We start from the raw sequence: 23,554 nt of genomic DNA, 5'->3' as shown, positions 1-23,554 counted from the left end.
AATGCTGAAAACAATTTCGCCGTTAATTTCTCCCGAACTATTGAAAGTGCTGGCAGAGATGGGACATGGAGATGAAATTATTTTTTCCGATGCTCACTTTCCCGCCCATTCGATGGGACCGCAGGTAATCCGCGCTGATGGCCTGTTGGTGAGCGACTTGCTCCAGGCGATTATCCCGTTATTTGAACTGGACAGTTATGCACCACCGCTGGTGATGATGGCGGCGGTAGAAGGTGACACTCTCGATCCTGAAGTAGAACGACGTTACCGTAATGCGCTTTCACTACAAGCCCCGTGTCCTGACATCATCCGCATCAATCGTTTTGCGTTTTATGAACGGGCGCAAAAAGCCTTTGCGATCGTTATCACAGGCGAACGAGCGAAGTACGGGAATATTCTTTTAAAAAAAGGGGTAACACCGTAATCTCATACCGGTACGCCCGCATGACGCGGGCGGTTATCGAATGATGGGGTGAAAAATATGAAAGCGGCACGCCAGCAAGCGATAGTCGACCTGCTGCTGAACCATACCAGCCTGACCACGGAAGCTCTCTCTGAACAGCTAAAGGTCAGTAAAGAAACCATTCGTCGCGATCTCAATGAATTACAGACGCAGGGTAAAATTCTGCGCAATCATGGACGCGCTAAATATATCCACCGTCAAAATCAAGACAGTGGCGATCCCTTTCACATCAGGCTGAAAAGCCATTATGCGCATAAAGCAGATATCGCGCGCGAGGCGCTCGCGTGGATTGAAGAAGGGATGGTGATAGCCTTAGACGCCAGTTCAACTTGCTGGTATCTGGCACGCCAGTTGCCTGACATCAACATTCAGGTCTTCACCAATAGCCATCCGATTTGCCATGAACTCGGTAAACGCGAACGCATTCAACTGATCAGTTCCGGCGGCACACTTGAGCGCAAATATGGCTGTTACGTCAATCCCTCGCTGATTTCCCAACTTAAATCGCTGGAAATCGATCTGTTTATTTTTTCTTGTGAAGGGATCGATAGCAGCGGCGCACTGTGGGACTCCAATGCCATCAACGCTGATTACAAATCAATGCTATTAAAACGCGCCGCGCAATCGTTGTTATTGATTGATAAAAGTAAATTTAATCGTTCAGGGGAAGCCCGCATCGGGCATCTGGATGAGGTAACGCACATTATTTCTGATGAGCGCCAGGTTGCAACTTCTTTGGTAACAGGCTGACGGAAAGGGTAGCAGGCCGGAGACGACGCCCCGGCCTTGCCTGTTATCGCTCGTCGCGACGACCACCCACCGCAGCCCAGATACGGCGGACGTGCACCGTCACTTCTTCGCGATCGTGATACAACTGCCGCGCCTGAATCTGAGCATTTATGCCATGTTCATCAAGCTGTGCCTGAATATACGCCAGATTGTGTGACACTTCTTCGTAGCGTTTTTTCATCGGCAGTTTGAGGTTGAAAATGGTTTCACGACACCAGCCATTAACCAGCCACTGCGCCATCAATGCCGCAACTTTCGCCGGTTTTTCAACCATATCGCATACCATCCAGGAGATATTGCTGCGCGTCGGACGGAATTTGAAACCGTCTTCCCGCAGCCACGTCACCTGTCCGGTATCCATCAGACTTTGCGCCATCGGGCCGTTGTCGACGGAATAAACCCACATGTTGCGCTTCACCAGTTGGTAGGTCCAGCCGCCAGGGCAAGCGCCTAAATCCACCGCCCACATCCCGTTCGCCAGGCGTTCATCCCACTCATCCGCAGGAATAAACACATGAAATGCCTCTTCCAGTTTGAGCGTGGAACGACTCGGCGCATCTGCCGGAAATTTCAGGCGCGGAATGCCCATATAGAACGGCGAATTATTGTTGCTGTATGAGTAACCGGTATAGCAGCAGCCTGGTGCAATAAAGAATACATGCACAACCGGACGCTTCGGCGTTTCATAGTTCGCCAGCACCCCGGCATCGCGCAAGGCAGCGCGTAGCGGAACAGTGAATTTACGGCAGAATTTCAGCAACTCTTTGCTTTCGTTGGTATCGGCAACTTCAACACGCAGTTCACCGCCCTTCTCTACTACGCCCTGCAACATGCCGACAATGGGGGTAATACGATCTTCTGGCGGCAAATGCTGCAAGAGTTCCCCCACCACAAACCACTGGCGGGCAAAAATTAATGAACTGAACGGCAGCTCACGGATTAACTTATCGCCATCATCAGGTTGATAACATTCATAAATGACATAACCCGCATTCTCTTTCACGCGGGCAAAACCGAAAATCTCCCGCTGGCCGGCTTTATCGGTAATTTCTGCGGCGCACTCTTTTTCAAAGCCCGGACGGCACAGCAATACAACCTTATTCATGACTTACGCCCTTGCGCTTTAAACGGATAGCACCAACTAACATTAACGCCCAGCCCGCAAGGAAGCTCACGCCGCCAACCGGAGTGACAAACGCCCACAAACGCAGATGGGACAGTGCCAGGCAATAAAGGCTGCCGCTGAACAGCACCGTGCCTAACGCGAGGAAAACGCTACTCCAGTAAAACCAGATACTGATGCGACGCTGCATTGCCACCGCCAGACCTAAGATCGCCAGCGTATGAAACGCCTGGTATTCGAGGCCGGTCTGGATCCAGCCCATCTCAACGGCCCCCATGGTTTTACTTAACACATGCGCGCCAAAAGCGCCCAGAGCCACAAAAATGAAGCCGCTAATGGCGGCGAAAATCAGCATAAAACGGCTGGTCATGGTCGTACCCTACGTAAATTATTGTTCATAACGAAAGCGGAATTTTTCTTGTTCAGCAGCGGCTTTCGCCAGGATCCATTGGCGAAAGGCGGCTATTTTACCCAGTTCTGCCTGGCTGTCATGACAAACCAGATAAAAAGCGTTTTTACTGACCAGAACATCATTAAACGGGCAAACAAGACGTCCGGCTTCAATTTCAGATTGCGCCATCACGTTATTTGCCAGCGCCACTCCCTGCCCGTGGATAGCCGCTTGCAGCACCATGGCGCTATGGCTAAAAATTGGCCCTTGCTGAACGTTGATATGATTTAACCCCAACTGTCGGGTATATGTCTGCCAGTCACGGCGTGACGCATCATGTAATAGCGTATGTTTAGCCAGATCTTCCGGGGTCTTCAAGGGTTTTTCGCCAGTCAGCAGTAGCGGCGAACACACCGGCAATAAATATTCGGCGTACAGTTTTTCCACCCGTAGCCCCGGCCAGTTGCCCCGACCATAAAATATCGCCACATCAACATCATCCGCCAGCTTATCTTCCTGACGATCAACCGCCTGGATTCGAACGTCAATTCCCGGATAAGCTGAATTAAAGCTGGAAAGTCGCGGAACCAACCAATGAATGGCGAAACTGGGGAGTAAACTGACCGTCAACGCCCCCTTGGCGCTACGAGCCTGGAGTTTACGCGTCGCTTCGGTTAATTGCGAAAATATCTCTTTGATATCGAGGAAATAGCTTTGCCCTTCCTCGGTCAGCAGGAGTGAACGATTACGGCGGCGGAACAGTTTTAGCCCCAAAAAATCCTCAAGAGACTTGATTTGATGACTTACTGCGGCCTGGGTCACAAAAAGCTCTTCTGCTGCGCGAGTGAAACTTAAATGGCGTGCTGCGGCATCAAAAACTCGTAAGGCATTTAGCGGTGGTAATCGTTTAGACATGGCTTTTAAACTTTGATGTTAAATGAATTTAACAATTAGATCACAGTGTGTAACCTATTAGTTTTTTTAATCTGAGCCATTATAAATTGTCCGTTGAGCTTCTACCAGCAAATACCTATAGTGGCGGCACTTCCTGAGCCGGAACGAAAAGTTTTATCGGAATGCGTGTTCTGGTGAACTTTTGGCTTACGGTTGTGATGTTGTGTTGTTGTGTTTGCAATTGGTCTGCGATTCAGACCATGGTAGCAAAGCTACCTTTTTTCACTTCCTGTACATTTACCCTGTCTGTCCATAGTGATTAATGTAGCACCGCCTAATTGCGGTGCTTTTTTTTACCTTGCGATCGCGAATTACTGATCCAGTTCGACCATCTCTTTCACGTCAGTACGGTTGATCTGCTGTTTGTTGCCATTAGCGTCTTTATACGAAATCATACCGGTATCGTTATCAGTCTGTGGTTTGCCGTCAGAGACGATGGTACGTCCGTCATTGGTGTGCATCACATAGTTCGAACCGGAACAGGCGCTCAGGGCAAAAGTCAGCATACAGGCAGAAATAATTGCGGCAGTCTTTTTCATCATCTTCTCCTTAAAGCGATTAATAAATCTTAATAGTATTGATTAACAGGCTAAAATTAACGCCTAACACTATTCAGCATATGTTACTGACGCGGCTTCGCCAGGATATCCAGATAATTCTGATGGTTAGCACTCTCCTTGTATCAAAGTGAATTTTGCGTCACGATCGGTGCATCAAGCCGAGGAGTACCATGAACGTTTTTAATCCCGCGCAGTTTCGCGCCCAGTTTCCCGCTCTACAGGATGCGGGCGTCTATCTCGACAGCGCCGCGACCGCGCTTAAACCTGAAGCCGTGGTTGAAGCCACCCGACAGTTTTACAGTCTGAGCGCCGGAAACGTCCATCGCAGCCAGTTTGCCGAAGCCCAACGCCTGACCGCGCGTTATGAAGCTGCACGAGAGAAAGTGGCGCAATTACTGAATGCACCGGATGATAAAACTATCGTCTGGACGCGCGGCACCACTGAATCCATCAACATGGTGGCACAATGCTATGCGCGTCCGCGTCTGCAACCGGGCGATGAGATTATTGTCAGCGTGGCAGAACACCACGCTAACCTCGTCCCCTGGCTGATGGTTGCCCAACAAACTGGAGCCAAAGTGGTGAAATTGCCGCTTAATGCGCAGCGACTGCCGGATGTCGATTTGTTGCCAGAACTGATTACTCCCCGTAGTCGGATTCTGGCGTTGGGTCAGATGTCGAACGTTACTGGCGGTTGCCCGGATCTGGCGCGAGCGATTACCTTTGCTCATTCAGCCGGGATGGTGGTGATGGTTGATGGTGCTCAGGGGGCGGTGCATTTCCCCGCGGATGTTCAGCAACTGGATATTGATTTCTATGCTTTTTCAGGTCACAAACTGTATGGCCCGACAGGTATCGGCGTGCTGTATGGCAAACCAGAACTGCTGGAAGCAATGTCACCCTGGCTGGGCGGCGGAAAAATGATTCACGAAGTGAGTTTTGACGGCTTCACGACTCAATCTGCGCCGTGGAAACTGGAAGCAGGAACGCCAAATGTGGCTGGTGTCATAGGATTAAGCGCGGCGCTGGAATGGCTGGCAGATTACGATATCAACCAGGCCGAAAGCTGGAGCCGTAGCCTGGCAACGCTTGCAGAAGAAGCGCTGGCGAAACGTCCAGGCTTTCGTTCATTCCGCTGCCAGGATTCCAGCCTGCTGGCCTTTGATTTTGCTGGCGTTCATCACAGCGATATGGTGACGCTGCTGGCGGAGTACGGTATTGCCCTGCGCGCCGGGCAGCATTGCGCTCAGCCGCTACTGGCAGAATTAGGCGTAACCGGCACACTGCGCGCCTCTTTTGCGCCATATAATACAAAGAGTGATGTGGATGCGCTGGTGAATGCCGTTGACCGCGCGCTGGAATTATTGGTGGATTAATGACGAACCCGCAATTCGCCGGACACCCGTTCGGCACAACCGTAACCGCAGAAACGTTACGCAATACCTTCGCACCGTTGACGCAATGGGAAGATAAATATCGCCAGTTGATCATGCTGGGGAAACAGCTTCCGGCTTTGCCAGACGAGTTAAAAGCGCAGGCTAAAGAGATTGCCGGATGCGAAAACCGCGTCTGGCTGGGATATACCGTGGCTGAAAACGGTAAAATGCACTTCTTTGGCGACAGCGAAGGACGTATAGTGCGCGGCCTGCTGGCGGTGCTGTTGACTGCCGTTGAGGGGAAAACCGCCGCCGAATTGCAGGCACAGTCGCCGCTGGCATTGTTTGATGAACTGGGATTGCGTGCGCAACTTAGCGCCTCACGCAGCCAGGGGTTAAATGCGTTAAGCGAGGCGATTATCGCTGCGACGAAGCAGGTTTAAGCACAGAACCGGGTCGGATAAGACGTTTGCGTCGCATCCGACCTGATTGTTTACCCCTGACGCGCCGCTTTCGCCATCATCTTCTTCAGCGCATGAGAAACCGCAACAAAACCAAAGGTGGCGGTCACCATCGTTGCCGCGCCAAATCCAGATGCACAATCCATCCGCTTTGGTCCTTCCGCCGTGGCTTTCATCGCACACACCGTACCGTCTGACTGCGGATACACCAATGCTTCGGTAGAGAACACGCAATCCACACCGAGCTTACCTTTACTGTTTTTCACTACGCCAAAATCGCTTTTCAGGCGCTCGCGCAACTTCGCCGCCAGCGGGTCCTGAATCGTTTTCGCCAGATCGGTAACCTGAATCTGCGTCGGATCAATCTGCCCCCCCGCGCCACCGGTCGTGACCAGCGGGATTTTATTGCGCCGACAATAAGCAATCAGCGCCGCTTTGGGTCGTACACTATCAATGGCATCAATCACGTACGAATAACCGGCACTCATATATTGCGCTACGTTATCCGGCGTCACGAAATCATCCACCACCGTTACACGGCACTCCGGGTTAATCTGGCGAATACGTTCCGCCATGACTTCCGCTTTTGCCAGCCCAACGTTATCGCGCAGGGCATGAATTTGTCGATTGGTATTGGTGACGCACACATCATCCATATCGATAAGCGTGATTGCGCCAATCCCCGTGCGCGCCAGCGCTTCCGCCGCCCAGGAACCGACACCGCCAATACCGACCACACAAATATGCGCGTCAGCAAACAGTTGCAACGCTTTTTCACCATACAGACGCGCTGTGCCACCAAAACGCTGACGCCATGCATCACTAATTACCACAGACATAGCACCTCAGAATTAAAAAGGGCGAGGTTACCCTTCACCCTAAACGCATAAATGCCTGATGCGCTACGCTTATCAGGCCTACATAACTCCTGCAATATTTTGGATTTGCATGATTTGTAGGCCGGATAAGGCGTTCACGCCGCATCCGGCATGAACAACACGCACTTAGTCAATAATCAGGATGTGAGGTTACCCCTCACCCTGTCATATCCGTAAAAACGGCATACAGAATATCACATCAGCCGCTAAAGACGTTACCTGCGCCCGGGGCGGTTTTCAGCACCCAGACACGTCCATAGTGGTTGTACCAACCTGCGCGGTGCCCGGCTTCCGGCCCGATCCCTTGATAGATATCGAAGTGTTGGCCTTTGATTGCGCCACCGACATCCAGCGCCACCATCAGACGCAATTCGTACTGACCGTTAAATTTGCCGTTATTATCCAGCAGCGGCACTTCTGCCAGCAAGGTTGTACCTGGCGGGATAATTGAACGATCGGAGGCAACAGAAGCACGGCCAACCAGCGGCACCGCACTTGCCCCTTTCACCGGTGCAAAAGATTGCGGTTTAAAGAAAACGAAAGACGGGTTCTGTTCCAGCAGCTCGCGAACCTCGGCTTCACTGTGTGTTTCGCCCCAGTGACGAATCGCCTGCATCGACATATCTTCTTTTTTCACTTCGCCACGGTCGATCAGCACCTTACCAATGCTGCGATAGGCATGACCGTTTTTCCCTGCATAGCTGAAAAAGTTAAGCGGACTGCCATCACCAAAGTCGATATACCCACTACCCTGCACATCCATAATGAAGTTATCCATCAGGGAGTTACTGTAAGCGAGAATATATTTATCACTCAATGCCCCCGCGTAGATCTCCGCACGAGACGGCAGACGACCACGTTTTGGCGGCATACGGTAAATAGGATACTGGAACTCGCCCTGGCGGGTATGGCGCGCCTGAATTACCGGCGTGTAATAGCCTGTAAACTGCACGTTACCATAGTTGTCGGCACCTTCCATCTGCCAGGCATCAATGCCGAACTGACGCATATTGCGGGTATCACCGCCTGCGCGCAGCCACTCTTGCACCGCGTTATAAACATTACTCTGGTTGCCATACAGACGCGGTGACGAATTACGGATATGGTTAATTTGCTCGGCAAAATCACCGGCGTTAATCGGCGCGCCAACGGCATCTGGCTGGTTCACCAGAGAGAAAGGCTGGGTAAATTTCCCGTCTTTATATTGCTGTCCGCGATCGGTTGGTTTGGAAGAGCAGGCGGCAAGCATTGCCACAACCGTGCCCATAAGAAGGTACTTTACCCAACGTCCTTTCATTGTTCTCTTCTTCAGGTTAAAAAATAAGGCGCAACGAAGATAACAAACCACCGCGTTTAATGAAATGAGCAGCCTCTCCCTGACGCAAATTTTGCACAAAAAATAGGCTTTAGTGATTTGTTTTTGTTCAAAATCATGCCAGATCCGTGATCGGGGTAAAAAAAAGGTTGCATGAAAACGCGAGCGGAGTATAGTGCGCATCCACGGACGCGGGGTGGAGCAGCTTGGTAGCTCGTCGGGCTCATAACCCGAAGGTCGTCGGTTCAAATCCGGCCCCCGCAACCAATTAAAATTTGATGAAGTAAAGCAGTACGGTGACGCGGGGTGGAGCAGCCTGGTAGCTCGTCGGGCTCATAACCCGAAGGTCGTCGGTTCAAATCCGGCCCCCGCAACCAATCAAAATTTGATGAAGTAAAAGCAGTACGGTGACGCGGGGTGGAGCAGCCTGGTAGCTCGTCGGGCTCATAACCCGAAGGTCGTCGGTTCAAATCCGGCCCCCGCAACCAATTATTGAACACCCTAACGGGTGTTTTTTTGTTTCTGGTCTCCTATAAAAAAGCGCCATTCAGCGCCTTTTTATCATCCCCTTCTCGCCAGGGTCGCCCCATCGGCAAAATACGCTTTAATCCCTGCAAGAATAGACTCCGCAACTTCCTGCTGGAAGGTCGCCGTTTTCAGTTTACGCTCTTCCTCAACGTTACTGATAAACGCCGTTTCGACCAGAATGGAGGGAATATCTGGTGCCTTTAGTACGGCAAACCCGGCCTGTTCAACTTGATTTTTATGCAGCTTGTTGATTTTACCGAGCTTATTCAGCACCGCTTTACCAAACTTAAGGCTGTCAGCAATGGTCAGCGACTGCACCATATCGAACATGGTGTGGTCGACATAGCGGTCACCGCTTTTGCTCACGCCACCAATCAAGTCGGAGGCGTTCTGGGTTTGTGCCAGATATTTTGCCGCAGTACTGGTTGCACCTTTGGTTGAGAGCGCAAACACCGAGGAACCGCTCGGCTGGCGACTGGTAAAGGCGTCGGCATGGATAGAGACAAACAGGTCAGCACGCTGTTTCTGAGCTTTTGCTACGCGCACTTGCAACGGAATGAAGATGTCTTCATTGCGCGTCATGTACACCTTCATATTGCCCTCTTTCTCGATCAGAGAGCGCAGACGGCGAGCTATTTGCAATACCACGTCTTTTTCGCGCGTTTTGTATTTCCCCACCGCACCGGAGTCTTCGCCACCGTGGCCAGGGTCAAGCATAATGACAATCGGACGATCGCGCCCTGCTTTACCTGGTTGTGGACCACTTTGCGCTGGTGGCACCTGCTTTTCGAGGTCGCCTTTGTTGTAATCCTCCAGCAGCGCCAGCAGCGGGTCCTGCATATCCTGTGCATTGGCCGGATAGAGGTCCATCACCAGACGCTCTTTAAACCCGGCGACCGGCGCAAGGGCAAACAGCTGCGGTTTTACGTTTTGCTTTAATTCAAAAACCATCCGTACGGTTTGCGGGTCAAATTGCCCGACGCGCGCCGACTTGATGAACGGGTCGTCTGCACGAATTTGTGCCGCCATCCCCTTGAGTACCGAGTTCAGGTTTACATCTTCGATATCCACCACCACGCGTTCCGGGTTACTCAACGCGAACTGCTTATATTTCAGCTGACGATTTGATTCTACCGTCACGCGGGTGTAGCTGGACGCAGGCCAGACGCGCACCGCCACGACCTGGCTGACCGCAGCCAGACTGACCTGACTTACGCTCAATAGCCACATGGCACCCGCGCCTTGCAGTAAACGACGACGGCTGATTGCAGTGTTGGATCCTGACATGCCTCTCCCGAGCAAAAGAAATCTAAGCTGTGTAACAAGTAAACGACTAATTTGACCGGAAACTTTAGCGAAAGACGCATAATCTGTCATCTAATAAACGGTAAACATTCTTTTTATATTCACGGCATTACTGATAAAAAAGTCGCTCTCGCATAAAATTTACACTTGCACCCTGCGAAAAAACAGAATAAAAATACAATAATTTCGAATAATCATGCAAATGGGTGTGCCGTGGTAAAGGAACGTAAAACCGAGCTGGTCGAGGGATTCCGCCATTCGGTTCCCTATATCAATACCCACCGGGGAAAAACGTTTGTCATCATGCTCGGCGGTGAAGCCATTGAGCATGAGAATTTCTCCAGTATCGTTAATGATATCGGGTTGTTGCACAGCCTCGGCATCCGTCTGGTGGTGGTCTATGGCGCACGTCCGCAGATCGACGCAAATCTGGCTGCGCATCACCACGAACCGCTGTATCACAAGAATATACGTGTGACCGACGCCAAAACACTGGAACTGGTGAAGCAGGCTGCGGGAACATTGCAACTGGATATTACTGCTCGCCTGTCGATGAGTCTCAATAACACGCCGCTACAGGGCGCGCATATCAACGTCGTCAGCGGCAATTTTATTATCGCCCAGCCGCTGGGCGTCGATGACGGCGTGGATTACTGCCATAGCGGGCGTATCCGGCGGATTGATGAAGACGCGATCCATCGTCAACTGGACAGCGGTGCAATAGTGCTAATGGGGCCGGTCGCTGTTTCAGTCACTGGCGAGAGCTTTAACCTGACCTCGGAAGAGATTGCCACTCAACTGGCCATCAAACTGAAAGCTGAAAAGATGATTGGTTTTTGCTCTTCCCAGGGCGTCACTAATGACGACGGTGATATTGTCTCCGAACTTTTCCCTAACGAAGCGCAAGCGCGGGTAGAAGCCCGGGAAGAGAAAGGCGATTACAACTCCGGTACGGTGCGCTTTTTGCGTGGCGCAGTGAAAGCCTGCCGCAGCGGCGTGCGTCGCTGTCATTTAATCAGTTATCAGGAAGATGGCGCGCTGTTGCAAGAGTTGTTCTCACGCGACGGTATCGGTACGCAGATTGTGATGGAAAGCGCCGAGCAGATTCGTCGCGCAACAATCAACGATATTGGCGGTATTCTGGAGTTGATTCGCCCGCTGGAGCAGCAAGGTATTCTGGTACGCCGTTCTCGCGAGCAGCTGGAGATGGAAATCGATAAATTCACCATTATTCAGCGCGATAACACGACTATTGCCTGCGCCGCGCTCTATCCGTTCCCGGAAGAGAAGATTGGGGAAATGGCCTGTGTGGCAGTTCACCCGGATTACCGCAGCTCATCACGGGGTGAAGTTCTGCTGGAACGCATTGCCGCTCAGGCGAAGCAGAGCGGCTTAAGCAAATTGTTTGTGCTGACCACGCGCAGTATTCACTGGTTCCAGGAACGTGGATTTACCCCGGTGGATATTGATTTATTGCCCGAGAGCAAAAAGCAGTTGTACAACTACCAGCGTAAATCCAAAGTGTTGATGGCGGATTTAGGGTAAGCGATGAAAATCGTCGGATGCGGCAGACGTAACACTCGTGCGTCGCATCCGGCAATTACATTTATTCCCGCGAACTAAACAACGCCGCCAGACCACTGCGCCGCTCAGTACGAGTGGCGATTGCCGCACTTAATATGCGCTCATCGGCATACAGCGACAGACGGCGACGCGCGCGGGTCACCGCGGTATAAACCAGCTCTCGCGTTACTACCGGCGTGCGTTGGCTCGGTAAAATCAACGCCGCATGGTCGAACTCCGATCCCTGCGATTTATGTACCGTCATCGCCCACGTAGTTTCGTGCTCTGGCAAGCGACTCGGTTGCACAGACTTAATATTGCCGTCCGGCATCGCAAACCAGACGCGCGTCCCCTGCCCACGATCCAGCGCGATACCGATATCGCCATTAAACAACCCAAGCGCGCTGTCATTACGGGCAATCATCACCGGCCGGCCTTCGTACCAACGAGAGTGCGGATGACGATGAATTTTGCGCTTCTGTTGCATAAACTGCTCAATTCGCTCATTCAGTCCAGCCACGCCAAACGGCCCTTCCCGCAAGGCGCACAAAAGCTGGTACTCATTAAACGCCTGAATGATTAAATCCGGCTCGGCACGCGCTTGCAGCAGATCCAGATAACGTCCATAACCCGCAAGAGCTTCCTCAAGCATCGCAATATAATCTTCGCCGCTCTGTAAAAGCCGTTTTTCAATATCAGTAAAATCCTGCTGAAAAACGGTTTTCACTGCCGTTTTATCACCACGGTTGATCGCCGCAGCTAACTGACCAATGCCAGAATCGCTGCCGAAACGATAGCTTTTTTGCAGCAGGCAGAGACTGTCGCGCAAAGATGCCGCTTCTGTGCCAGTTCCTGCCGGAACGTGAGTTCCCGTCAGGCGGCTTAGCTGCCCGGCACGCTCGGCGGTAAAGCCGGCATTGGCATAAGCGCAGATATCGCCCAGCACAGCCCCAGCCTCAACCGAGGCCAGTTGATCACGATCGCCGAGAAAGATCACTCGCGCATGATCGGGCAAGGCGTCGATCAGTCTCGACATCATAGGCAGATCGATCATTGACGCTTCATCTACCACCAGCACATCAAGATGCAGCGGGTTACCGGCATGATGACGTAAACGCTGGCTACCCGGCTGCGCACCCAGCAATCGGTGCAAAGTACTGGCATCTTCCGGAATGCGTTTCTTTTGTTCATCGGTCAGCGGTAACTGTCGCAAAGCCTTGCCGAGAGATTCGGTTAAGCGCGCGGCAGCTTTACCCGTTGGTGCAGCCAGACGGATACGGCAGCGTTCGCCGTCGGCCATTTGAATTAACGCTGCCAGCAACTTCGCTACGGTGGTCGTTTTACCGGTGCCAGGGCCGCCGGAAATCACCGAGATCCGCCGCGTCAGCGCCACTGCCGCCGCAACTTTTTGCCAGTTAATTTCATCGCTTACTGGAAAAAGTTTGTCCAGGGTTTGCGCCAGTAGAGCTTCATCAACCTCAATGGCATGATTCACTTCGTTGAAAAAGCGTGCCACCGTACGTTCGTTACACCACATGCGATTCAAATAAAGACGATCGCCACAGAGGATCATCGGCGTTGGTTCATCTCCCCGGCTGACCGCTTGTGAAGCCAGCAAGCATTCTTCCCAATTTTGTAGCTCACCGATTTCACTGACACAGGTCGCCAACAGCGGATGCGACTCCTCGTTATTTTCCAGTCGTGAAAGCGGCAAACAAACGTGTCCCTCTCCGGCATCATGACTTAACAGTGCCGCCGCGAGGGTGACAGCAGGATGTTCTTCTCCCGCCACGGTCAGGGCAAATTGCACATCCAGCGGGCGTAGCTGTTTGTGCTCCACAGCTTCCAGTAATTGCTTTTGCAATTTCATTACGCCTCCTCCAGGGTCATACCGGCAAACATCTCATCCATCAGGTCAATCAACCCGGCGTTGGGGCGGGTTGTGTAAATCCCTTGTTGCGGATGTTCTTTATCAACACCACGCAGGAACAGATAAATAACGCCGCCAAAGTGGCGCTCATAGTCGTAATCAGCAATGCGATGGCGCAGATAACGGTGCAGCGCCAGGGTATAAAGCTGATATTGCAGATCATAGCGGTGTGCCTGCATTGCCGCTGCCATAGCCTGTTGGGTGTAAGCCGAACTGTCTTCACCCAACCAGTTGGATTTATAGTCGAGCAGGTAATAACGCCCTTCGTGGCGGAACACCAGGTCGATAAAGCCTTTTAACATGCCACGTACCTGCATGAACTCCAGCGGCGGGCAGCCTGCGGATAGCGGGTCAAACTGGCGGATTAACGTATCAAGCTGACTGGCGATAAGCGGTTCACTAATCGGCAGATAAAACTCCATCTCCACCTGTTTATTGCGGGCGGAAAGTTGACTCAGGCTTACGCCGGTTTCATTGAGAGGTGCCTGGAGGACAGCCGTGATCCACTCGGTCAATACCGGTTCCCACTGCGATTCAAAGCCGCCGAGTTCCAGTTTTTCCCGCACCCAGTTCGGGTCAACCGGCTGGGTAAAATCCAGGTCTTCAAACAAACTGTGCAAGAACGTCCCCGGTGACGCACCGCGCGGAAACTGATGTGGTGTTAACGTCGGTTCTTCAACGACGCTGGCAACGCCTGCAGCATCGACATCCAGCCGAGGCATCAAATCCTGGGCGATACCGTGACCACGCTGTTGCAAACCAGAGTAGCTGGTGACGCGCCAGTTATCGCCGGGCAATCGTTGTAGCGTCCTCGCATTCAGTTCTGCAGTTAAAACATCATTAACCTGCCAGGGCTGGTTATCACCAGTTTGTGCCGTTTGCCAGGCAATATCATCATCGCATAACGCTTCAATACAGGTGCGAAGCCCTGCCGCATCTTGCGGTTCCCCTTTTTGCAGCAAACGCCCGAGCGCACTTTGGTGGACGTCGGTGTCACCTTTTTTATCGCCACGACGGCGCACCAGCGGTGCAACGCCGAGACTGCAATGCCAAACCGAACGCGTCAGCGCCACGTAAAGCAAACGCAGATCTTCCGCCAGACGTTCGGCCTCCGCGAGATCGACACTTTCTGGCGCAGCGTTAAGATCCAGAACAGCCTCAAACGAGTGGCGATCGTGATAAAACGCCTGATCCTGGACGCGGAAATTGGTAATAAATGGCAACCAGACCAGCGGATATTCCAGCCCTTTTGATTTATGGATCGTGACAATCTGTACCAGATGTTTATCACTTTCGAGGCGCATTTGTTGGCTGGAGGCATTACTGTCTGGCTCGAGGATATGTTGCGATAACCAGCGTACCAGCGCATGTTCACTTTCCAGCTGCGTTCCGGCTTCTTGTAGCAGTTCGCTGATATGCAAGATATCGGTAAGACGCCGCTCACCGCCTGCCGTTGCCAGCAAGTTTTCTGCAATGTTACGCGCCGACATCAGCGCCCGCAGCATCGGCATAACGCCACGTTTGCGCCAGATTTGCCGATAACCATCGAACTCTTCAACTACCGCATCCCACGCATGTTCGTCATTATTCAGCGTTTCAATATCCAGCGCATTCAGCCCCATCATTGACGTTGCCAGCGCACTGCGCAGGGTGTTCTCACGTTCGGGCGTCATCACCGCCTGCAACAACCAAAGCATTTCCTGCGCTTCCAGAGTTTCAAAAACACTGTCGCGGTTCGAAAGGTAAACGGAAGGGATTTCCAGCAACGTTAAGGCATCGCGCACCTGGGCGGCCTCCTGGCGGCTGCGCACCAGCACACTGATGTCCGAAGCACGCACCGGACGCGCTTCGTCGCCGTTCATCAGCAACGCTTCGCCCCGCTGTCCGGCTTGTAGCCAGTCGCGGATTTGCGCAGCACATACCTGCGCCATGGTACTTTGATAGTCGCCAACGCCGCAGCTTTCGCCTTCCATCAGCCACATTTTCATCGCAGGCTGCGTTTCACCTTTAAAGACAAAACGTAACGCCTGATTTTTCCCGGCTGATTTCACTGGAATAAACGGTATTTCGCGAAACATGAACGCGTCATCAGTCTGGCTGAAAAGCTTGTTCACACTGTTCACCATTCCTGGTGCGGAACGCCAGTTGATGTCTAAAGTGTAGTGGGCGTGAACTTCGCTACGCGCCTTCATATAAGTGAAGATATCCGCACCCCGGAATGCATATATGGCCTGCTTCGGGTCGCCAATTAGCAACAATGCGGTTTCCGGCTGATGGTGCCAGATACGGCGAAAAATTCGGTACTGCTGGGGGTCGGTATCCTGAAATTCATCGATCATTGCCACCGGGAATCGCGTACGGATCGCCGCTGCCAACACCTCACCGCTTTCGCTACGCAGCGCGGAATCGAGCCGACTTAACATGTCATCAAAACCCAATTCGCCACGGCGGCGTTTTTCACGCGCTACTGTTTCGCGGATCTCAGCCAATGCGCGGGTGATCACCAGATCGCGGATCGACAATGGTTCTGCAAGCAGTTGATCGATCGCCTCAAACAGTGGATGTCGCGGGGTTTCCCCCCCGGCCTTCGTGCGATCTTCTAAGAAACGCTGGGAGAATTTTTCCAGCGACTCCGGCAACTGATAACTGTTTGTCTCTTCTTCTGCCCAGGCGCTGATCTTGTCGATCCATTTAGCCTGATTGCTACGGTTAAACTTGCGTCGATCAATACCAGAAGATTCGATCAGCGCATCCAGTTCACCCACTGCGTCGCGCCACTGCTGTTTTACCGTATCAATACGCGCCACAATTTGCGCGTGACGGGAAGCCAGCGTTTCATCATCGGGCGGCGGTGCTTTGATAACCGGCGCTTCGCCTTGCAGATAACGATTAATATCGCGCAGCAACGCCTGCGGCCCTTTCCAGGTTTCAAAGACGACCTGGGCTATTTCACGCGGCAGCGGGTAGCAGTGGCGACGCCAGAAATCGGCGCAGGCCTGGTAGCGTAGCAGAGACTCATCTTCAATCAGCTGCTGCTCAAACAGCATGCCGGATTCAAAGGCATTCAGGTTGAGCATGCGCTGGCAAAAGCCGTGAATAGTAAAGACTGCCGCTTCATCCATCTGCCGTTCGGCTAACAACAACCACTGCGCGGCTTGCGCTTTATCGTCGATCTCTTCCAGCAGGCGTTCGTACAGTGGATTGTCGGTGGTTTCACGCAGACAGGCGATGCGCAACTCGTGGATATTGCTACGGATACGACCGCGCAATTCTGCCGTGGCAGCCTCGGTAAAGGTGACCACCAGCAGTTCTTCAACGGTCAGCGGGCGGGGAAAGGCGGCGGAACCGCCTAGTCCAAGTAACAGGCGCAAATAGAGCGCCGCAATCGTAAAGGTTTTGCCTGTGCCGGCAGAGGCTTCAATCAGGCGCTCGCCCTGTAAGGGCAAGCGCAAAGGATCTAGTGTCTCGGCGACATCACTCATTCTTTTCACTCATCAGGGGCATTGTTTGCTGCAACGCGCTGACGTTCTCCCACACTTTCCAGCCTTCAGGATGCACATATTCGGCTTTCCCGTTCTGGCTGCCGGAAATCTGCGACAGAATAGCCATGCCTTGCGGCTCGACCACCGCCTGATGGAAGAAATCAGCAAGTTTTTGCGGCGTCAGCAGTTTTATCTGGGCCACGATTTTATCACGCGAATCGAAGCGCATATTGCCGCGATCGAAATCTTTACTTAACTTCGATGCTTCTTCGCCGAGCGTTTGCGGTGCCTGCAGCATCTGGGTAATTACCGCCTCCTGGATTTGCGCAAACTCTTCTGGCTTCATCGCCCGCAATTTTGCCTCTGCGGTTGGGAAAAACGCCTTGTAACGCTCCCACAAGAATGAAGGCTGTTTATCATTGCTTTGCAAAAGGAAGCCCATGCCCCACTGACGCCCCACGCTCATTGGAAACGCAAACACGGCATAGCCCAACTGTTCTTCGGTACGCAACTGATTGTAGAACCACGGCTGTACGATCTGCCCCAACAGAGAGCTATAGGCTGAGCTGGTGTATTCATCGTAGCCAGTCGGTACAAATACCGCTGCCAGTGCGGAGTCGGTGCTGTTACCGGCTTTTTCAAAGATGACGGATTGTTTTTTATCGACCACTACATCTTTGTTACGACACCACTCTGACCCATCAGCGCCCAACTGTTTTTGCACATCGCGTGCCAGCGTTGTTGCCTGGGCCTCGGTCATGTTGCCGATAACCATAAACTCTGGTCGAGCCCCTGATTTTAAGCCGTCGCGATAGGCCAGCACCTCTTTCAAAGTAATGGAGGGCAAAATTTTACGCCGTTCATCTCGCGAGAAGTACGGCACTTGCGAGAGCATCTGCGCGGGCATAATCGCCTGCTCGAACGCTTTGCCCTTTTCTGCGGAATCCATCATCTGGTTATACCAGGACTTCGCCTGCTCAAGCTGATCTTCCGTAGCGGTATAGCTAAAGTACCCCTCGAGCAATGCCTGGAACAGCTGCGGCAGGCGCTGGGTGTAACCATTGGCATTAACCATAAGGCCGTTGTTAGCGTTGGTGGAAAAACTTATGCCACCAACCGACGCCTGGTTGCTTAACTGATCAAGCTCCAGCCCTGCGAGATAATCATTGAGCGCAAACATCACCTGATTGCGGGCGCTGTCCATGGCTTTCGGATTACGCAAAATCAGGCTGACATCAGCTTTGGGCTCGCTGGCAAAATAACGGCTTGGCGCATACACCACGCGCAGATTCGACTCATCAACAATCAGCTCTGGATGGTCGTATTTCTTCTCTGACTTAATCAGCGAGAAATCATCAGGAATATAAGGGTTAAGCTCTGGCAAAGAGAGCGCAATGTCGGCGGCTTTTTTCTGCCAGTCAGCGAAAGTTTGTGCGCTAATTTTATCGACCTGATACGGCGCATCGACAAAATAAGCCGTTTTATTGTGCGGCTCTTTCGAGCTGATATACCAGATACGCGCATTCTGCGGCGTCATCATCGCCAGACGTTCCTTTACTGCTTTAGCATCGTACCGATCGGCAATATTGACTGCATCCAGCGTATGCTCAACAGGAACGCGAATCATGGTATCTGCCAGCCATTCGACGTAATCCATATCACGGGTGATCGACGGATAACGGAAGTCGATATCCAGCACATTCGCCAGTTCATCGAAGTATTGTTTATCAATGCCTTTTTCACGTAACAGATTGAGATAGCTAAAAATTGCCGCCACAACCTGATCGCGATTCGCCAGACCTTTATCGGTTAAAGACGCAGAGATCGCTAATACGCCGCTGTTGCCGTTGACGATAGGATCGGAGTTGGCGCTAATGCCCTCAACTAATCCCTGCTTTTGCAGCCAGTCAGACAGTGTACCTGGGCTGCGATTACCAATCAGATAGGTAATCAATTCATCCGTTTTACTACGGAACTTCGCTGAGTTGTTATCGATGCGAAACTCAACGCGCAGAACTTTACGCGGCAGCGCCGGGACGTAATGAATGATAATGCCCTTTTGCGCGTCGGTGACTACCGGCACGGTGATTTCCGGTTTTTTGCTCTCTTTGTTCGGCACGCGACCAAAAGTGTCCGCCGCCATTTTTGCCAACTCCGGCAGCGGTTTATTGCTGTAAATAACCGCCTTCATCAGATTAGCGGAATAGTACTTCTCGTGGAAATCTTTCAGCGCCTGCTGCACCGGATTACCAGGTTTGTCGCTTAAAGTTTCGAGGTTACCACCAGAAAACTTTGAACCGGGATGTGCCGGGTTAATGGTTTCTGCGCTGACCTGTGCCATGCGCATCCCGTCACGCGTACGCGCCATGGTTAATTCAGCGTTCACTGCATTACGCTCACGTTCGGCGTATTTCTTGTCGAGCAAGGGTTCTGCAATAGCGTCCGCCAGGCGGTCTACCGCACCGGGCAAGGCGTCGTTCTCAACTTCCAGATAGAAAGCCGTGCGATACGGTGCCGTGCTGGCATTGTGGCTGCCACCGTGCATTTTGAGATATTCGGCCAGACTGTCAGCCTGCGGGTACTTTTTCGACCCCATCAGACTCATATGTTCAAGGTAATGTGCCAGCCCCTGGTACGCCTCGGGATCTTCCAGCGACCCAACGGGCACCACCAGCGCCGAGAGCGATTTAACTGCCTGCGGATCAGAAACCAGCAAGACCACCATACCGTTATCCAGACGTATAGCCTGATACTGGCGGTTATCTTTATCACTTTTACGGATGGTTTCCTGAATCGGCTGCCATCCCGTTTCTGCCTGACTTAAGGGTGCCCAAAGGGCAACTAACAACAATAATGCTTTGAACCAGGTGCTGCGGGGCATTCACGGACCTCATAATCAACTTTATTTTCTGGCCAGATTCAACAGGTTAACGCAAATCATCTGCCAGAATTTAATCTTGTGCTGCACGAGTCAGCCTATGTTTATATAACCATCAGTCCGTGACTGGTGCGCATCATAAAGTAAGCGGATAGATTGCGCAATTTTCATACAGCGCTCATGACTGATTAAAGCGAAACAGCGGTAACAGGAAACGTTGCGACTGTTCAACGATTGCCTCCATTGTCTCTGGTGTTAATTGCCGCCAGAGCCTTTGATACCAGATATCATCACCTTCGCCACGCACCATCATGTTGCCTTCGTAAGCCTGAAGGAATTTCGTACGGGCTTTTTGCAACGTGGAATCGTCATCCAGCATGGCATCGTTTTGCGCGTCATAACAGGTTTTTAGCCACGCGCCGCCACTTTCAGGTAACACCAGCAATGGCGCGGACATCCCTTCACGATACCCCTCAATCAGTTGTGAGAGGTAATGCAAAGCCTGTTCGGCTGCAAGCGGCGGAAAACGCCACTCGCCGTCTTTGCGTAGAAAAAGGCGACTTTCACCATTACCACCGCTGGCACAGTAGACAAGGTGTTCCAGCCAAAGTTGCATTCCCTGCGCCACACTTAATAAAGAGGGACGCCAGCGCAACAAGCCATCCGGCTGCACCTGCGGCAACCAGCCAGTTATCTGCACACCGTTGCAAGCGAGATCAATTTCCATACTCTGCCCCGGCTGGCGACAGGCAATGACTCTGTCGGCAAGCTGCTGCATCTCCTGGCACTGTGTTTCCCAGAAAATTTCACCAAAAGCGCCATACGGTAAATCCCCTGCCGCCCGGAAGCGGCGGAACAAGCGTTCGGCATCATCCTGCTCAACCAGTGCATTCAATAACTGCTGATTGATTTGATAACGGCTAAGTCCTTCCAGAATAAATGGCTCGGTGTCGGGGATTTCGCTGTCTTCAGTACGGAAGTTCACCTGCAAACGCATCTGGAAGAACGCCCGCACCGGATGTGCCCAGAATCGTTGTAGCGTTTCCAGCGGCACGGTTTCCGGTAAGGTAAACGGCAGCGGCTGAACAAATTCAGAATGTGCTTTACCAGCCTGGCTGGCCGCAGGTAGCCATTCACGAGCATAGCTTTGTCGTTCGCCTGGCTGGTAGTTTTGCGGATCAAACGGCATCCGGGTATGGAGGCAAGTAAGATGCGCTTTTACCCTTGCCTCGCTTTCATCACAGTTGAGCGCTTCATCGCCCGGTAGATAATGACTTTGCCCGATGTAGTCGATCAGTTCCTGCACCAGTACCGACGGGAAACGTTCACTGTTATCCTGAATGGAACGCCCGATATAGCTGATATAGAGTTTTTGCTGCGCGGAAATTAACGCTTCCAGGAACAGGTAGCGGTCGTCATCGCGACGGCTACGGTCGCCACGCTTCGGTTTCTGGCTCATCAGGTCAAAGCCCAATGGCGCAAGCTGACGTGGATAAACGCCGTCGTTCATTCCCAGCAGGCAAACCACTTTGAACGGAATTGAACGCATTGGCATCAGAGTACAAATGTTAACCGGTCCGGCGAGAAAACGCTGGCTGATACGTTCTTGATCCAGACGCTGTGCCAGTTCATCACGCAATAGTGACAGCGGCACCGCGTCGCCATACTGCGCACCTAAACCTTCGGCGATAATCGCCTGCCATTGTTGTTCGATCAGCGTCATCGCCGCTTCGGTTTCCGCATCCGGCAGGAAGAAGGCGTTGAGCATATCGCGACAAACCGGCAACCACTCTTCCAGCGGACGCTCCTGTGCCAGCCCGCGACGCCAGATGTTTAGCTGCATTAGCAGTGAAGCCAGATGCCCCACCAGTTCTGCAATTAAGCCGCTCGATTCATCATAAGGTAGAACCGATTGCCACTCGCCCTGCGCGCTCTCCATCGCGTAGCCCAACAACATACGCGTCAGGCCAAATCGCCAGGTGTGTTGTCCGGTGGCGGGGAGTTCCAGCTCGCGAACGTTGTCGTCATCTATGCCCCAACGAATGCCGGACTCGTTGGCCCACTGGCGTAAATAACGCAGCCCTTCTTCGGTGATGTCAAACCGCGCCGCCAGCACCGGCACATCCAGCAGCGCCAGCACATCCTCTGACACAAAGCGACTGTCAGGCAGTGATAACAGGCTGATAAACGCTTCCAGTACCGGATGTGACTGCCGCGCACGACGGTCGGAAATGGCGTAAGGCAGGTAACGATCCGCAGGTGCGCTACCAAACACTGCCTGAATAAACGGACTGTAGCTGTCGATGTCGGCCACCATCACGATGATGTCGCGCGGAGTAAGTGTCGGGTCTTCCTCCAGCATCGCCAGCAGGCGATCGTGCAAAACTTCAACTTCACGCTGCGGGCTATGGCAAACGTGGAAGGTGATACTGCTATCCAGTGGATCAAGCGGGCGTTTGTTATCGCTACGGGAAAAATCTTCGATGTTCACACCAGCAACGGCGCGGTTTTCCAGTTCCAGAATGTCAGACTGAATGTTATGCAGCAGGTTATCTGGCGTGACATCGACAAAGGCGTCCAGCTCCTGGCTGCTCTCCAGGTCAGAAAGGAGATAAATGTAGTCGCGCCCAAGCTTACCCCATGAAGCCAGCAGCGGGTTGCCGACATCCTGTTCACCATCGCTGTTAAAGAGCTGCCCGGCATTTTCGCTATCGCGAAATAGCGGCAATTCGCGATCTTCAAAACTGTGTCGACGCTGACGGGTCAGCAGTTTCGCCAGATAAGCAGGATCTTTAATATCGCCCCAGTAATAACGGCAGGGGTTGGTAAACAGGAGATGGATTTCAATATGTTTACCCAGCGCCTGGAGCGCCTGGAGATAAACAGGCGGTAACGCGGAAATACCGCATATAAAGACGCGCGAAGGTAACCCCGGCGGGCAGGTCGTCGCGGACTCCAGCGTTTCGATAAAGCGCTGATAGAGATTGGCGCGGTGCCAGCGCGGTTGTCCGAGTTCATGTGTATATTCCACCAGCGCCTTCCACAACGGCGCTTGCCAGGCCTGTGCCTCTCCCAGCCCTTCAACCAAATGTCCTGTTTCCCACTGTGCCAGCCAGTCCGGACGATAGACCAGATACTGGTCAAACAGGTCCGCCGCTTTTGAAGAAAGCTGAAACAGTTTTCGCTTGTCGCTATCGTCAGTCAGATAATGCCGCAACAGGGTAAAGTCTTCGCGATCCAGCAATTGCGGCAGCAGAGTCATCAGTTTCCAGCTCATGCTCTGTTTGTTAAAGGCGCTCTCTTTGGGGATCTCCGGTAACACCCGGACGAACATATCCCAGATAAAGCTCGCAGGCAGCGGAAAATCAATGTTTGCCGCAATACCAAACTTTTGCGACAGAGTCATTTGCAGCCACTGTGCCATACCGGTACTTTGCACCAGAATCATCTCTGGTTCGAAAGGATCGTCCAGCCGTTCGCGTTCGACAATAAACTCCATCAACGCTTCCAGCACGTCCAGACGATTGGAATGGTAGACCCTTAACATAGCGGCTCCTG

At 52.5% G+C, this 23,554-nt stretch carries 16 protein-coding genes and 3 tRNA genes; 8 read left to right on the top strand and 11 right to left on the bottom strand.

The window, feature by feature from the left end; genetic code table 11:
• The first annotated feature begins 1 nt into the window (after position 1).
• Both fucU and fucR read left to right on the top strand, forming a co-directional pair.
• Complete coding sequence (gene fucU, locus OQV04_RS08465) at positions 2–424, top strand: L-fucose mutarotase (RefSeq protein ID WP_000920840.1); 423 nt, start codon at positions 2–4, stop codon at positions 422–424.
• Positions 425–481: 57 nt separating this feature from the next.
• Positions 482–1,213 carry an L-fucose operon activator gene (gene fucR, locus OQV04_RS08460; RefSeq protein WP_000642345.1) on the top strand — a complete coding sequence of 244 codons (732 nt, stop codon included), beginning with the start codon at positions 482–484 and terminating at the stop codon, positions 1,211–1,213.
• A 43-nt stretch (positions 1,214–1,256) separates the two neighbouring features.
• On the opposite strand, the gene rlmM is transcribed toward fucR, so the two are convergent.
• The 4 genes from rlmM to OQV04_RS08440 all read right to left on the bottom strand — a co-directional run bounded on the left by rlmM (position 1,257) and on the right by OQV04_RS08440 (position 4,259).
• Positions 1,257–2,357, bottom strand: a complete 1,101-nt coding sequence (rlmM, locus tag OQV04_RS08455) for a 23S rRNA (cytidine(2498)-2'-O)-methyltransferase RlmM (RefSeq protein ID WP_001045520.1) — start codon at positions 2,355–2,357, stop codon at positions 1,257–1,259.
• Positions 2,350–2,745: a DUF423 domain-containing protein gene (locus OQV04_RS08450; RefSeq protein WP_000203905.1), complete on the bottom strand. Its 396-nt coding sequence runs from the start codon at positions 2,743–2,745 to the stop codon at positions 2,350–2,352. The genes rlmM and OQV04_RS08450 overlap by 8 nt, the downstream gene beginning before the upstream one ends.
• 18 nt (positions 2,746–2,763) lie before the next feature.
• The gene (gene gcvA / locus OQV04_RS08445; protein WP_000044401.1) at positions 2,764–3,681 is read right to left on the bottom strand and encodes a glycine cleavage system transcriptional regulator GcvA; all 918 of its coding nucleotides are present in this window, start codon (positions 3,679–3,681) and stop codon (positions 2,764–2,766) included.
• A 350-nt stretch (positions 3,682–4,031) separates the two neighbouring features.
• A complete protein-coding gene (locus tag OQV04_RS08440) occupies positions 4,032–4,259 on the bottom strand; it encodes a YgdI/YgdR family lipoprotein (protein ID WP_000750398.1) in 228 nt (75 codons plus the stop codon).
• A 191-nt stretch (positions 4,260–4,450) separates the two neighbouring features.
• Between OQV04_RS08440 and csdA the strand changes: the two genes are divergently transcribed.
• Positions 4,451–5,656: a cysteine desulfurase CsdA gene (gene csdA / locus OQV04_RS08435; protein WP_032281523.1), complete on the top strand. Its 1,206-nt coding sequence runs from the start codon at positions 4,451–4,453 to the stop codon at positions 5,654–5,656.
• The gene (gene csdE, locus OQV04_RS08430; RefSeq protein ID WP_000184261.1) at positions 5,656–6,099 is read left to right on the top strand and encodes a cysteine desulfurase sulfur acceptor subunit CsdE; all 444 of its coding nucleotides are present in this window, start codon (positions 5,656–5,658) and stop codon (positions 6,097–6,099) included. The genes csdA and csdE overlap by 1 nt, the downstream gene beginning before the upstream one ends.
• A gap of 50 nt (positions 6,100–6,149) precedes the next feature.
• On the opposite strand, the gene tcdA is transcribed toward csdE, so the two are convergent.
• Together tcdA and mltA are read right to left on the bottom strand one after the other, a co-directional pair.
• On the bottom strand, positions 6,150–6,956 hold the full coding sequence (gene tcdA / locus OQV04_RS08425) for a tRNA cyclic N6-threonylcarbamoyladenosine(37) synthase TcdA (protein WP_000117724.1): 807 nt from the start codon (positions 6,954–6,956) through the stop codon (positions 6,150–6,152).
• Between the two features lie 238 nt (positions 6,957–7,194).
• Positions 7,195–8,292 (bottom strand): murein transglycosylase A, encoded by a 1,098-nt coding sequence (gene mltA / locus OQV04_RS08420; RefSeq protein ID WP_000678646.1) that lies wholly within the window; start codon positions 8,290–8,292, stop codon positions 7,195–7,197.
• Positions 8,293–8,500: 208 nt separating this feature from the next.
• Here mltA and OQV04_RS08415 point away from each other — a divergent pair.
• The 3 genes from OQV04_RS08415 (at position 8,501) to OQV04_RS08405 (ending at position 8,798) form a co-directional block, all read left to right on the top strand.
• Positions 8,501–8,577, top strand: a tRNA-Met gene (locus OQV04_RS08415).
• A 33-nt stretch (positions 8,578–8,610) separates the two neighbouring features.
• Positions 8,611–8,687, top strand: a tRNA-Met gene (locus OQV04_RS08410).
• Positions 8,688–8,721: 34 nt separating this feature from the next.
• Positions 8,722–8,798, top strand: a tRNA-Met gene (locus OQV04_RS08405).
• Between the two features lie 73 nt (positions 8,799–8,871).
• On the opposite strand, the gene amiC is transcribed toward OQV04_RS08405, so the two are convergent.
• Positions 8,872–10,125, bottom strand: a complete 1,254-nt coding sequence (gene amiC, locus OQV04_RS08400) for an N-acetylmuramoyl-L-alanine amidase AmiC (protein ID WP_000016907.1) — start codon at positions 10,123–10,125, stop codon at positions 8,872–8,874.
• A 231-nt stretch (positions 10,126–10,356) separates the two neighbouring features.
• Between amiC and argA the strand changes: the two genes are divergently transcribed.
• Positions 10,357–11,688, top strand: coding sequence for an amino-acid N-acetyltransferase (argA, locus tag OQV04_RS08395; protein WP_032281524.1), 1,332 nt, complete (start codon positions 10,357–10,359; stop codon positions 11,686–11,688).
• Between the two features lie 61 nt (positions 11,689–11,749).
• Here argA and recD read toward each other — a convergent pair whose 3' ends face one another.
• From recD to recC, 4 genes are all read right to left on the bottom strand, one after another.
• Positions 11,750–13,576: an exodeoxyribonuclease V subunit alpha gene (gene recD / locus OQV04_RS08390; RefSeq protein WP_032281525.1), complete on the bottom strand. Its 1,827-nt coding sequence runs from the start codon at positions 13,574–13,576 to the stop codon at positions 11,750–11,752.
• A complete protein-coding gene (recB, locus tag OQV04_RS08385) occupies positions 13,576–17,118 on the bottom strand; it encodes an exodeoxyribonuclease V subunit beta (protein ID WP_045177063.1) in 3,543 nt (1,180 codons plus the stop codon). Before recB ends, recD begins: the two co-directional genes overlap by 1 nt.
• Complete coding sequence (ptrA, locus tag OQV04_RS08380) at positions 17,111–19,999, bottom strand: pitrilysin (RefSeq protein ID WP_032281527.1); 2,889 nt, start codon at positions 19,997–19,999, stop codon at positions 17,111–17,113. Before ptrA ends, recB begins: the two co-directional genes overlap by 8 nt.
• 175 nt (positions 20,000–20,174) lie before the next feature.
• Positions 20,175–23,543 carry an exodeoxyribonuclease V subunit gamma gene (recC, locus tag OQV04_RS08375; RefSeq protein WP_032281528.1) on the bottom strand — a complete coding sequence of 1,123 codons (3,369 nt, stop codon included), beginning with the start codon at positions 23,541–23,543 and terminating at the stop codon, positions 20,175–20,177.
• Between the last annotated feature and the right edge of the window lie 11 nt (positions 23,544–23,554).

It is taken from the genome of Escherichia sp. Lx600-2 (genome assembly GCF_036662595.1).
Lineage (GTDB): Bacteria > Pseudomonadota > Gammaproteobacteria > Enterobacterales > Enterobacteriaceae > Escherichia > Escherichia coli.
This window is presented reverse-complemented; position numbering and strand designations above follow the sequence as displayed.